The following is a 12,238-nucleotide window of genomic DNA, read 5'->3' on the forward strand; positions in this document are numbered from 1 at the left end:
ACATCAGCGCCACAACCACGCCCGCCGCGTCAAACGTCTATGTACTACCGAGCTACATGACCGACTATCACAACCAATGGCTCGCAGACCCCGGCATCGACCTCTTCAGCGAAGAGGCCACCATAATCCGAGCATTCATAGAATCCGACTACATCGTTGACAGTAGTGGCGATCGCAGCGACGCCTACCACGGGTTCTCGAGAATCACTGCGAACACTCGCGGAACGGTCTCGAGCGATCGCCGCTACGGAGAACCCGCAGACACACCACCACGCGTCTACCGAGGCACCAGCATCAACCGGATCTTGAGTATTCAAACAATTCCCGCCGGATACCCTGGCGATTCGACCGTCGTCGCTTACGCCTGCTCCGACGCCTACGATACCGATTACGACGGCCGCAAACCGGATTCGTCGCGACTCCCGAGCAGTAGTTACGAGATCTGGATGCACAACACCGCTTCTACGGCTACCCCCTACCCTCGATTCGAAGGGACCCGGAATGCACCGGAAGGGGACGTCTTCGGCGGCTGGATCGTCGACAAATTCACCAGCTCCACCAGCGACCGTGTGCAACAGGAGACTTGCTCTGACTGGTTCAAATCGCGTCACGACGGGAATCGACTCCGGATGAGCACCGACTTCACCCCACCCCTCGTCCTCCCCAACTACCCCGGCTGGCCAGAAGGTGCGGCCCGGTAGGGGCCAGGGCAACAGAGCCGCGCCCAAATCTGACCAAGTCAGGACCTCAGCGGCGCTGCGGGACGCATGATGGAGTGATGACGGTTGAAAATTCCCACGCCATGGACGAACTTGTAGCAGCGCTCCCCGAGGGAGCCGTCCTGCTGGATCCGGACGTGACCGCGGGCTACCGCCAGGACTGGGCCGCCGACCCGGCCGCGGGCCACCCCGCTGCCGTGGTTCGCGCAACGTGCACCGAAGACATCCAAACCGTGATGCGATGGGCAACCGCCCACCGCGTTCCGGTGGTTCCCAGAGGCGCAGGCTCGGGCCTGTCCGGTGGATCCAGCGCCGTCGACGGTTGCATCGTGGTCAGCACCGAGCGAATGCGAAAGATCACGATCGACCCGGTCGCCCGGGTGGCGGTTACTCAGCCCGGCTTGATGAACGCCGAGGTCAAGAGAGCCGCCGCCGAGCACGGACTCTGGTACCCACCCGACCCGTCATCCTTCGAAATCTGTTCCATCGGGGGCAATGCAGCTACCAACGCCGGTGGGCTCTGCTGCGTCAAGTACGGAGTTACCACCGACTACGTTCTCGGACTTCGGGTCGTCCTGGCAGACGGGACAGCGGTCAGCCTCGGTGGCCCACTTCTCAAAGACGTTGCCGGACTCTCACTCACCAAACTGTTCGTGGGCAGTGAGGGCACTCTCGGCATCATCACGGAAATCACGTTGCGTCTGATTCCGGCACAGCCGCCCGCATCGACCGTCGTGGCCTCGTTCGACTCCGTGCAGGAAGCTGCCGACGCGGTCTTGGCGATCACCAGCAACATGCGTCCGGCGATGCTCGAGTTCATGGATCATGCCAGCATCAATGCCGTCGAGGATTCGGTACGCATGGGTCTGAACCGCAAGGCTCACGCATTGCTGCTCGCGCAGTCCGACGCACCTGGTGCGGCAGGCGTGCTGGAAATCGAGACCATCGTTCAGGCATGCGAAAACAACGGAGCCACCGAGGTATTCGCGACCGACGACCAAGCCGAAGGTGACGCGTTTGCGGCGGCTCGGCGAGCTGTGTTCCCCGCAGTGCTCGCGATGGGGAGTCTGCTTCTCGAAGATGTGGGCGTTCCCATGCGCGCACTCCCCCAGTTGGTGACCGGCGTCGAAGCCATCGCCGACGACCTCGACGTCCTGATCTGCACGGTCGCGCATGCCGGGGACGGAAACACACACCCGCTCATCGTGTTCGACCCCGCTGACCCGGATATGACCGAACGCGCACAGATCGCTTTCGGACGGGTGATGGATCTCGCCATTGCCCTCGGTGGCACGATCACCGGCGAACACGGGGTCGGCCGGCTCAAGCGCGACTGGCTGCCGTCCCAGTTGGGTGAAGACGTCATGGCCCTCAATCGCAAGGTCAAGGATGCCCTCGACCCGCTGGGAATACTCAATCCCGGAGCAGTGATCGCCGCAAAGTAACAACTCCTCGATTCCAACTTCCGGGACGCCGCGGAATCAATTCGCCGCGACTCAGAAGCCCTGTGGTGCAACGACTCGTGAAATCCGCCCAAGGCCCAGGCCGGCACTCCGTCGAACGCGCAAGTTTCTCTGGGCGGACGGGCACATCCGATATCGCTGTTACCGGCGTCGCGCAGGGGTAGCCCGCCGACGAAACCACGCTGAAACCAACAGTTTTGGTTGCGCCGTGACGAGAGCGGAGCGGACTGTACTTCCACCGGTGGTGTAGTCGCTATGACGCACACCAACACAGTCACCGTGTACACCACTCATAGCGATCGAGGGTTCGCCGAAGCAATCGCTGCCGGGATCAGCGCCAGGGCTGATTACGGGCCACACACCGCAGACATGAGTCTGCTAGAGCACCACACCAGCGATCACGGTAGAGCGCTTGTTCTCCTACCATTCGGGGGCGTCGATTGGCAGGTGAAGGAGCTCGCCGCACTCGAGGGATCGATCCTGGTCGGTGATCTCCGTGGCGGCCACTCCATGGTTCGGGGGCTCGCGGCGGGCGCCCACACCGCGCTCAACTCTCAACTACCGTTCGCATCGCTGCTCGATGAGCTGCAGGCCGCTCTCGACACCAATTCCACTCAGACTGCACACGACAAGTCCGCTCTCGTACAACGCATCCGGTTGCGCACCGAAGAAACCGCACGAATCGGCAGTCTCACCGATCGCGAGTTCGAAATCGTGGGACTCCTCCACGGCGGTTCGAATGTCGACTCGATTGCCCGAACCGCCCACATTGCCCCGACCACGGTTCGCGCCCACATCCGAAGCATCTTGCAGAAGCTGGGGGCGCACTCCCAGATAGAGGCCTGCGGGATGCTCCACCGCTCCGGTCACGACGCACGCAGACCACCACTGGAACTTCGGATCGGACGCTTCTAGCAGGAAGTGCCCCAGCCACTCATCGAGACGGGCGCTCATTGAGACGGACGCTCACCCCGATCGAGTTCGACCTTCGCAAAGATCGTCAATTTTGACGATTCGACGACGTCCCCGAACGTCGAACATTAGGTCCACCACGACACCGAAGCCTCGAGTGAACATCGAAAGGTGCATTCAATCAATGGAATACACACGCACAGTGCCGCGCCATCTCGTCCACAGACATGCTGTTGCCGAGGTTTTCTTGACGGACTACCGCCCCGAATCGAACTCGGGGTACCAGGTTGCTGTTCAACTCCCGGTCTCGCACCGGATATTCGACGCATCGAGCGAGCAACACGATCCGCTCGGGGTGGCAGAAGCATTTCGACAGGCAGTGGTGCTTCTCTGCCACACCCGATACGACATTCCACTGCACTACAAGTTCCTCATGGAAACATTCCGCTTCGAGATGTTGGATGCACTCGACGTGCAACCAGTAGCGGAGCCGTTGAGTTTCTCGATGACAGTGGACAACCTCACCCACCGCGACGGAGCGGTCTCGGGCGTCGATGTATCCGGAATCCTCCGAGAAGGCGCTCGGCACGTCGCCAAGTGCAACGCTGTCGCGCGAGGAGTCAGCCCCGAGGGATACCGCCGAATTCGGCGGGGACGCGAAGATCACCGCCAAAGCCAACGCATCCTTCCCACCGGAACCGCGGTGGTCGGATCGGACCGAGTCGGACGCTTAACCGATGGAGATGTGCTCATCAGCACTGATCCTGCTCGGCACACGATGTTCTGCGCTCCAGATCCGCGCAACCACTCCCTTTTCGACCACCCCGTCGACCACATCCCAGGAATGATTCTTTTCGAGGCCGCTCGACAAGCCGTGCGATACCGCATCGGCAACCCAGCAACAAGTATCGCCTCACTCTCGGCGGTCTTTCCAAGGTTCACCGAATGGGAAACGCCGTGCGAGGTGTCAACGACCCCCCTCGACACCTCAGGCCATGTGCACCGCGTTCGGTTCACTCAAGAACGGGAAACCACCGCGGAACTTAAACTTACAGTTGCGAACCAATGATGAGAGAGGGTGAACACGTTCTTTTCGTCGCGTCGTCCACGTCACACGCTCGGAGCTTCCCACTCTCTCGGTGCAAGCGACGCCAGTTGCATGACATGCGCCAACTTGTCCTCGCGGACGATAGTTGGCAACACCAAGTTCCACATCTGACTCAACCGCTCGTACAGGTCGGTTCGGCCCGTCAGCATTTCCGAGAGAATCTGCACTCCCGTGAACGATCCCACGACAAACCGAGCCAACGCGTCGATGTCGGTGCCCGGGACGATATCGCCGGCTTCGGCCGCTTGGGTTGCCACCTGCTTGATAGCCTCGATCCAGTCGAGGTACGGCTGTTCGATGGGACCCTGAATACTGCCGATCTCCATCGTCAAACGCATGCCACCTCGCGCGATGGGCTCGGTCACAAGCTGCCGAGCCATCTCCTGCGAGACGAGCACCAAGGTTTCGACCGCGATGTCGGAATGCGCAGCAACCCGCCGGGTACCCTCCATCGCCATACCGTGCTGGGCAGCGATGACCGCGTGCGCAAGCTCCTCCTTCGACGCGAAATGAAAATACATCGCGCCCTTGGACACACCCCCATGCTGCAAGATCGTGCCCAGACTGGCGGAGTACCCGAACTTCTCGAAGCTCTTCGCAGCACCCAAAATTACGGCCTGGCGCGTGAGGACCGCACGCTCCTGCATGATCAACCCAGCTCTCGTTGCCAACGGAATGTATCTCAACGATACGTCGAAAGGCCCGGCAGCAACGCTCTCGACACGGACACACCGTGACGACTTTGGTACTCGGGGCCACTGGTTTCATCGGCTCGGCGGTGATGAACCAGCTAATTTCCCGGGACGGGAACGCTGCAATCGGTTTCGTTCGCACGGAGAACGCAGCCGAACAACTCAGCCGCCACGGTATTGCCGCCGCGATCGGCGACATCAACGACAGCGCTTCTCTACGAGGTGCGATGAGTCAGGCGTCTACCGTCATCTGTTGCGTGTCGTACGTGGGCGACGACGAACAACAGTGCGTTCACGTCAACCAACACGGCATACGGAACGTTGCGTCGGTCGCCGCCGCCGTCGGCGTCGAACGGTTGCTCTACGTCAGCACCGCGGCCGTGTACGGGCCAGGCCCCTTTCGAGACTTGCCGGTCGACGGCACACCTCTCGAACCACACTCACCTGCCAGTCGCACGCGCGCTCTCGCCGAGAAGTTCGTGCGCGACGCCGGAGGCCTGGTCATCCGGCCCCACCTCGTGTACGGAACCGGTGACAGATGGTTTCTGCCGACTCTGACGCGAATTGTCTCTCGACTCGACTCGATCATCGACGACGGTAATGCGGTCCTGTCAGTAGTCGACGTAGACCTACTCGCGCGATCTATCCACGCACTGTCGACAGAACAGCAATTTCGCTACGGCTCAACACTTCACGTCAACGAACCTGCCCCACGTACAGTCATCGACGTTCTCGAGCACCATGCGCGGGAGACCAACTGGACTCTGCCTCAGAACTCTATCCCCCGCGCCGACGCAGTGAACGCAGCTGCCCAGCTGGGTCTCGACATGCACCAGATAGACATGATCAGCCTCGATCACTGGTTCCGGTCGAGGCTGTATTGATCCTGCGGCGTCTCCGGAGCCCAACCTGGAAAATATCGATCCGACTGGATCAAACAGAATCTGCCCCGGCGACACTCGCGGTGCGATCGAGGCACTTCTGACCCGGCGCAACAGATTTCACCAGCTCAGCCAGCTGGCGGAATCCTTCCGCTCGACCACTCGAAGAGCGGAACACGACGCCGATCGTGCGACCTGGAGCCGGCGACGCGAAGCGCGCCGTCGACAAATCCCCGCGTCGAACCTCCACTGTAACAGCAGATTCCGGGACCAAAGTCACCCCGAGTCCCCCGGCCACACACTGCACGACCGTTGCGAGGGAGGTCGCCCGCGTGTCACCGGCAAGAGGATGAGCGTCCACGGAACGGCACAGATCCAACGTCTGATCACGCAGGCAGTGGCCGTCGTCGAGCAAGAGCAACGGCAGCGCGTCGAGCACGTCCGCCGTGAGATCGACGCGTCCGGCCAAGGAATGATCGTTCGGCACGACCATCACAAAATCCTCTTCGTACACAGGAACTTCCACCAGGCCGGGTGTTCCGGCGGGTAACGCCAACACAGCGACATCGAGCGCTCCCGATCGCAGTGCATCAAGCAAGCGCGCCGTTTGATCCTCGACTATTTGCGGCGCCAACGACGGCAACTTCTCGCGTAGCTCGGGCAGCAACCCCGGAAGGATGTAGGGCGCAACGGTGGGGATCAGCCCGATGCGTAGCGGACCGGTCAGAGAGTCGCCGGAGCCGGCGGCGCTCGCGACAAATCCATCGGCAGCTTCGAGAATCTGCTTGGCCTGACCGAGTAGGCGCTGGCCGTCCGCGGTCACGAGCACGCGTCGGGTACTGCGCTCGATCAGTTTGACTCCCAACCCCGCCTCGAGAGCCGCCAGCGCCTGCGACAGTGTGGGTTGGCTCACACCGGAACGTGCTGCGGCAGTACCGAAGTGCCGATACTCCGCCACCGACACAAAGGCACGCAGCTGTGACAAGGAAGGTTGATAAGTCTGATCAGACATGCCTATCAGTGTAGTGCCACCCATCACCTTTACCTTTTGAACGGTTTGATGCAGAATGGACTCATACCAAAAAGCGCCGGTCACAACCTCGACATTTCAGTCGAAACCGTCCGACCCGCTGACGGTGACAAACCCTCTCGATCCAGCACGTTCGGCCGTCACAATCCGAACAGCCAGATCGTTTGCGAAGAAATTCCTGTTCACGAGACACGTAGGAGAATGAGACACATGGCTCTGCTCACAATCGGCGACCAGTTCCCCGCTTACAACCTCACGGCTGTCATCGGCGGCGACCTGTCCAAGGTCGATGCCCAGCAGCCCGATGACTACTTCACCACCGTCACCAGTGACGACTACGCAGGCAAGTGGCGCATCGTCTTCTTCTGGCCCAAGGACTTCACCTTCGTGTGCCCCACCGAGATTGCTGCATTCGGCAAGCTCAACGAAGAGTTCGCAGACCGTGACGCTCAGGTCCTCGGCGCTTCCGTCGACAACGAGTTCGTGCACTTCCAGTGGCGCGCACAGCACGAGGAGCTCAAGACCCTCCCCTTCCCGATGCTCTCGGACCTCAAGCGCGAGCTTGCCGAGGCCACCGGCGTCCTCAACGCTGACGGCGTTGCAGACCGCGCGACGTTCATCGTCGACCCCAACAACGAGATCCAGTTCGTCTCCGTCACAGCCGGTTCCGTCGGCCGTAACGTCGACGAGGTTCTCCGCGTCCTCGACGCTCTCCAGAGCGACGAGCTGTGCGCATGCAACTGGAAGAAGGGCGACCCGACCATCAACGCCGGCGAGCTCCTGACTGCGAGCGTCTGAGTATGAGCGTCGAGAACCTCAAGAACTCGCTTCCCGAGTACGCGAAGGACCTCAAGCTCAACCTGAGTTCCATTGCGCGCACGACGGTCCTGAACGAGCAGCAGTTGTGGGGAACACTCCTCGCAACGGCCGCAGCCACCAAGTCTGCGTCCACGCTCAAGGAGATTGCATCCGAGGCTGCCGACAACCTGTCGGCAGAGGCGTACAACGCCGCTCTCGGCGCAGCGTCGATCATGGGCATGAACAACGTCTTCTACCGCACCAAGGGCTACCTCGACGGTAAGTACGACGATCTTCGTGCCGGCCTGCGGATGAACATCATCGGCAACCCGGGCGTCGACAAGGCCGACTTCGAATTGTGGTCGCTTGCAGTGTCCGCGATCAACGGCTGCAACCACTGCCTCGAAGCTCACGAGAACACCCTCCGCCAGGAAGGTGTCGACCGCGAGGTCATCTTCGAAGCAATCCGCGCCGGTTCCATCGTCGCGGGCGTCGCACAGGCCGTCGAAGCCAACGAAATCCTCTCTGCCGCACAGGTCTGATCCTCGTACCTGACTGCAGTTCGACGAGCCCTCCCCACCATGACGGTGGGGAGGGCTTTTCGCGCGCTAGGGTGGACCGATGGGTATCGAGGTGAGTGTGGTCCGGGTCTTCGCGGACGAAAACGGCAAGCACGGCAATCCGCTGGGAATCGTCGACGCATCCACGGTTGCAGAATCGGATCGACAAGCCGTTACGAAGGAACTCGACTACAGCGAGACCATCTTCATCGACGTCCCGGAAGACGGCGCCTCGCGTGCCCGGGCTCAGATCTTCACTCCGGCAGCAGAACTCCCCTTCGCCGGGCACCCCACCGTTGGGGCGACGTGGTGGCTGAGCGAGCAGGGCCGTCGCGTGAGCGCCCTCGACGTTCCAGCCGGCAGGGTCGACGTCCGCCAATCCGGCGCTCTCACGTGGGTACGCGCCCGTGCCGAATGGGCACCGGAATTCGCGATCTACCCGATGGACACGGTCGACGAGGTCATCGGCGCCGATCCGTCCGACTACGAGGCGGATCATTCGTATCTGTGGGCCTGGCAGGACAAGCTCGAAGCTGCGATCCGCGCACGTATGTTCGCACCCGTGATGGGAATCGCCGAGGACGAGGCAACCGGATCGGCAGCGTTGCGCATCACGGACCGACTGAGGAAATCGCTCCTCATCACCCAGGGACGCGGATCGGTACTGCACACCACGTTCTCCCCGGAAGGGTGGCTCGAAGTCGGCGGACGTGTGGTTGCCGAGCCGTCACGAACCTTGTGAGTACCCGGCCGGATTACGTCCGGCTTCGAGATCGCCTGCGCTGAGCGACACCGAGATCTCGTCGCCGAGGGCAACTCCGGGTGCAAGCGGCAGTTGATCGCCGCTCCAGAACTTGCCCGGATCGAACCAGTTGATACGACGATTACCGACAAGCAGACCCATCGCCTCATAGGTTTTGGCAACAACTTCGGCGCAGTAAGCGCTTTCGACGGCCACCGCAGAGACGTCGGACTTCTTGCGCAGCTTCGGGATCCGGCCTCCGAACCAGCGTGAGGCGAGCTTGGCCGTGGACGGGAACGGCGTGCCGTCCAGTCGCGCGATCGTCTTCAGCAGAGCGTCTTCCTGCTCACGGCTGATCTCGTGGTCGAGCTGGCGCAACCATCCGCGCTGCCCGTACTTGGCGCCCCACACCTGAACCGCCGATCTCAGATCGTGCAGTTGGACACCACGCTGGAAGCGTCCGGTCCACATGTCCTGCAGCGAATGACCGAGTTCCGCATGCCACATCAGCGGCGGGAGGTCGTCGATCACCACCGACATTCCCACGTGATTGACCGGGCTGTTGGTCAGCGTCTGGATGGCTCGATCGGCCGTCGACTCTCCGCGGAAGATCCAGATGTCACCCGTGCGGGTCGCGGCGGCGGCCTCGTCGAGACTCACCTGCGAAAGCAATCGTCGGTCCATGCCTCTAGCGTAGAGGGATGAAACTCACGACTCCTCTGCGCGCCTCGCACGTATGGAAACTGGTCGGCCTCGCCGGTGCCATGGGCATTGCCGCAACCGGGGTCCTCGTTGCGCGCGGCGAACGCCAGCGTCGGGCCTACTCTCCGGACGAGATTCGCTCGGTGCTACACGAGCGCTACACCCAGGCATACGCCAAGCAGTCGGAGCAAGAGGTTCTGGAACTGGAACCTGCGCCCAACGCAGTGCGGCGCCGAATCGAGAAACTCTTTCGGCGCCGCAGCTGACATCAGCCGAGGGCTGCGAGGATCCCCGCTGCCATCTCCGCGACCTGATCGTCGGTCATCACAAACGTCGGCGAAATCTGCATCGCACCCTGCCCCGCAGCGCGACCCGAAATACCATGCTCACGAAGCGTCTTCACGAACGGCAATGCCTCCGCCGGATCAGCCAACTGCACAGCCGCGACCGCGCCGAGCCCACTACGAACCTCCGCCACCCGCGGATGCTCCGCCAACGGCTGCAGATGCGTATGCAACGACGCCTCCAAACGCTTCGACTCCGCGAGCAGATTCTCACGCTCGAGAATGTCGAGGTTCGCCATCGCCGCCGCAGCAGCACCGGCATGCCCGCCGTACGTGTACCCATGGCGCCACCACGAACCGGCATAGAACGGCTCCGCCACCCGCGGCGCGATGAACACCGCACCCATCGGCACGTAACCCGACGTCAAACCCTTTGCCGTGGTCATCATGTCAGGCTGCAAATCGAAACGGGTGGACGCGAACCACTCACCACCGATCCGGCCGAAACCGGTCACGACCTCGTCGACGACAAAGAGGATGTCGTGCTCACGGCAGATGTCACGCACCTCGGCCAGATACCCCTCCGGCGGCAGATACACCCCACCCGCACCGATGATCGGCTCCGCGAAGAACGCAGCGATCTTGTTCGCACCGATCTTCTCGATCAACTCGAGCAGGCTCTTCGCATCGTCCCAGCCGACGGTCGCCGCATCCGCCATCAGCTCGCCGTAACCCTCACGGTTCACCGGAATACCAGCCAAAGCCGTTCCCGCAACATGCATTCCGTGATACGCCTTCTGACGACCGACGATGATCGCCTTCTCCGGCTGCCCCACCTCGTGCCAGTACCGGCGAGCCAGCTTCGCCGCAGTGTCCACCGAATCCGAACCACCCGAAGTGAAGAAGATCTTGCTCCCGGCAACCGGCGCGATGGCCGCCAGACGCTCCGCCAACACCTGCGTGGTCTCGGGAACAAAATCACCGAAGTTGGAGAAATGAGCGATCTTCGACAACTGAGCCGCCACCGCATCCGCGATCTCGGTGCGCCCGTGCCCGACATTGGTGAACCACAGGCCCGCCGTCGCATCAAGATACCGCGTGCCCTCGGAATCCCAGATGTACGCGCCCTCACCGCGTGAGACGACAAACGCGCCGTTCTTCTCCACAGCGCCCATGTCCGCGAACCCGTGCCACAATGCCGAAGCCATCATTGTCCCCTTCGAATACAAACGATGCTGGTGTGCAAACGATGTGCTGCGACTATATCGACACCGGAAATCCGCGCACGACGGCGCTCGCCCGGCACCGGCTTTCACGGGCGCACACGTAATCTGTCGACCATGACTTTTGCCGACAATCTTGCAGCACTGCCCGCCATCGATCATCTGGCCGCCATCGAGGTACTCGACGCCGACGGAAACGTCATCGACACCGTGGAGAACAAGCCCGGAAAGTCCGGCTCGGTCAAGGTGTACAACCATCTCGCTGCGGTCTACGGCGCGCTGACACCCGAAGCCGCCTCGGCAGGATTGACGATCTTCGCCGAACACACCGAGGACGCGCGAGCGAACCCCGGGAAGCACCCGAACATCGACCGACTCGATCAGGTGATCTCCACCGGAAACGGGCTAGGACTGCGAGGCGTTCCGGCCCCGTAGCCCGGCGCCCAACCGTCCGACGGCATTGACTGCCAACGCCATCAGGGCCATCGCGATGCCCAGTACGACGAATCCGATGAACAGGGCCAGATAGCCCTGGTGGCGAGGATCCATGAACGGATACGGATACCAGTCGACGATCGGCCCTCGAATCAACGTGTACACCGCGTAGATCACCGGAAACAGCAGCCACTGCAGTGAGCGGGCTTCGGAGATCCTGTGCCTCGAAGCGAAGAACACCCAGTCGAGAAGCATGACCAGGGGAAGAATCCGATGCAGTGCCGAGTTGATCCAGGCATCGTTCAAATTGACGTCGATATCGGCCAGGAGCACGGCGTAGATGATCCCGGTGATCACCATGTACAGCGTCACCGCCCCTCGGATCGACTGCCACGCCTGCGATTGTGGATCTCGAATTGCACCGACCAGCAACACCATCACCGCAAGAATGTTGCTCTCGATGGTGAAGTAGCTCAGATAGTTCGACAGAGACAGATCAGCCGCGTCGCGGATCGGGATCCACAGCAACGCGGCGAGTCCGAACACCGCGAACAACAGTCTCAGGACTCGCACGGCGATCGGCGTCGACAAGACAGGCACCGATGACTCATTTGCGGTATTTGTCGTCACTGGTCGATATTTGCACATCAGCACGATCTGCGAGCGGTAGTTGTCAATGCGTTCGATAG

Annotated in this window: 15 protein-coding genes; 10 read left to right on the top strand and 5 right to left on the bottom strand. The window is 61.7% G+C overall.

Annotation, left to right across the window (positions count from 1 at the left end):
- The first annotated feature begins 56 nt into the window (after nucleotides 1–56).
- The 4 genes from ACFWEM_RS10705 (at nucleotide 57) to ACFWEM_RS10720 (ending at nucleotide 4,163) form a co-directional block, all read left to right on the top strand.
- Nucleotides 57–701, top strand: a complete 645-nt coding sequence (locus tag ACFWEM_RS10705) for a hypothetical protein (protein WP_378533399.1) — start codon at nucleotides 57–59, stop codon at nucleotides 699–701.
- Nucleotides 702–778: 77 nt separating this feature from the next.
- Complete coding sequence (locus tag ACFWEM_RS10710) at nucleotides 779–2,164, top strand: FAD-binding oxidoreductase (protein ID WP_378533401.1); 1,386 nt, start codon at nucleotides 779–781, stop codon at nucleotides 2,162–2,164.
- Nucleotides 2,165–2,437: 273 nt separating this feature from the next.
- Entirely contained in the window at nucleotides 2,438–3,097 is a 660-nt protein-coding gene (locus ACFWEM_RS10715) for a response regulator transcription factor (protein ID WP_378533403.1), read from the top strand.
- 181 nt (nucleotides 3,098–3,278) lie between these two features.
- Nucleotides 3,279–4,163: a ScbA/BarX family gamma-butyrolactone biosynthesis protein gene (locus tag ACFWEM_RS10720; RefSeq protein ID WP_378533405.1), complete on the top strand. Its 885-nt coding sequence runs from the start codon at nucleotides 3,279–3,281 to the stop codon at nucleotides 4,161–4,163.
- A 41-nt stretch (nucleotides 4,164–4,204) separates the two neighbouring features.
- Here ACFWEM_RS10720 and ACFWEM_RS10725 read toward each other — a convergent pair whose 3' ends face one another.
- Complete coding sequence (locus ACFWEM_RS10725) at nucleotides 4,205–4,849, bottom strand: ScbR family autoregulator-binding transcription factor (protein ID WP_378446112.1); 645 nt, start codon at nucleotides 4,847–4,849, stop codon at nucleotides 4,205–4,207.
- 86 nt (nucleotides 4,850–4,935) lie between these two features.
- Between ACFWEM_RS10725 and ACFWEM_RS10730 the strand changes: the two genes are divergently transcribed.
- On the top strand, nucleotides 4,936–5,778 hold the full coding sequence (locus ACFWEM_RS10730; RefSeq protein WP_378533408.1) for an NAD-dependent epimerase/dehydratase family protein: 843 nt from the start codon (nucleotides 4,936–4,938) through the stop codon (nucleotides 5,776–5,778).
- A 49-nt stretch (nucleotides 5,779–5,827) separates the two neighbouring features.
- Here the strand turns inward: ACFWEM_RS10730 and ACFWEM_RS10735 are convergent, their stop codons facing one another.
- Nucleotides 5,828–6,787, bottom strand: coding sequence for a hydrogen peroxide-inducible genes activator (locus tag ACFWEM_RS10735; RefSeq protein ID WP_378533410.1), 960 nt, complete (start codon nucleotides 6,785–6,787; stop codon nucleotides 5,828–5,830).
- Nucleotides 6,788–7,015: 228 nt separating this feature from the next.
- Here ACFWEM_RS10735 and ACFWEM_RS10740 point away from each other — a divergent pair, with 228 nt between their 5' ends.
- The 3 genes from ACFWEM_RS10740 to ACFWEM_RS10750 all read left to right on the top strand — a co-directional run bounded on the left by ACFWEM_RS10740 (nucleotide 7,016) and on the right by ACFWEM_RS10750 (nucleotide 8,905).
- A complete protein-coding gene (locus ACFWEM_RS10740) occupies nucleotides 7,016–7,603 on the top strand; it encodes a peroxiredoxin (RefSeq protein WP_003942119.1) in 588 nt (195 codons plus the stop codon).
- Nucleotides 7,604–7,605: 2 nt separating this feature from the next.
- Nucleotides 7,606–8,145, top strand: a complete 540-nt coding sequence (locus tag ACFWEM_RS10745; RefSeq protein WP_003942122.1) for a carboxymuconolactone decarboxylase family protein — start codon at nucleotides 7,606–7,608, stop codon at nucleotides 8,143–8,145.
- A gap of 79 nt (nucleotides 8,146–8,224) precedes the next feature.
- Nucleotides 8,225–8,905, top strand: a complete 681-nt coding sequence (locus ACFWEM_RS10750) for a PhzF family phenazine biosynthesis protein (protein ID WP_378533411.1) — start codon at nucleotides 8,225–8,227, stop codon at nucleotides 8,903–8,905.
- On the opposite strand, the gene ACFWEM_RS10755 is transcribed toward ACFWEM_RS10750, so the two are convergent.
- Complete coding sequence (locus ACFWEM_RS10755) at nucleotides 8,891–9,589, bottom strand: hypothetical protein (RefSeq protein ID WP_378533413.1); 699 nt, start codon at nucleotides 9,587–9,589, stop codon at nucleotides 8,891–8,893. The two genes, ACFWEM_RS10750 and ACFWEM_RS10755, sit on opposite strands and share 15 nt — an antisense overlap.
- Before the next feature lie 17 nt (nucleotides 9,590–9,606).
- On the opposite strand from ACFWEM_RS10755, the gene ACFWEM_RS10760 reads away from it, so the two are divergent.
- The gene (locus tag ACFWEM_RS10760) at nucleotides 9,607–9,873 is read left to right on the top strand and encodes a hypothetical protein (protein WP_378445797.1); all 267 of its coding nucleotides are present in this window, start codon (nucleotides 9,607–9,609) and stop codon (nucleotides 9,871–9,873) included.
- Nucleotides 9,874–9,875: 2 nt separating this feature from the next.
- Here ACFWEM_RS10760 and ACFWEM_RS10765 read toward each other — a convergent pair whose 3' ends face one another.
- On the bottom strand, nucleotides 9,876–11,102 hold the full coding sequence (locus tag ACFWEM_RS10765; RefSeq protein WP_378533415.1) for an aspartate aminotransferase family protein: 1,227 nt from the start codon (nucleotides 11,100–11,102) through the stop codon (nucleotides 9,876–9,878).
- 129 nt (nucleotides 11,103–11,231) lie between these two features.
- Between ACFWEM_RS10765 and ACFWEM_RS10770 the strand changes: the two genes are divergently transcribed.
- Nucleotides 11,232–11,549, top strand: coding sequence for a DUF2322 family protein (locus ACFWEM_RS10770; protein ID WP_378533417.1), 318 nt, complete (start codon nucleotides 11,232–11,234; stop codon nucleotides 11,547–11,549).
- Here the strand turns inward: ACFWEM_RS10770 and ACFWEM_RS10775 are convergent.
- Nucleotides 11,520–12,149: a Pr6Pr family membrane protein gene (locus tag ACFWEM_RS10775; RefSeq protein WP_378533419.1), complete on the bottom strand. Its 630-nt coding sequence runs from the start codon at nucleotides 12,147–12,149 to the stop codon at nucleotides 11,520–11,522. The two genes, ACFWEM_RS10770 and ACFWEM_RS10775, sit on opposite strands and share 30 nt — an antisense overlap.
- Nucleotides 12,150–12,238 lie beyond the last annotated feature (89 nt).

This window comes from Rhodococcus sp. NPDC060176, from assembly GCF_042728675.1.
In the GTDB taxonomy this organism is placed as follows: domain Bacteria; phylum Actinomycetota; class Actinomycetes; order Mycobacteriales; family Mycobacteriaceae; genus Rhodococcus_F.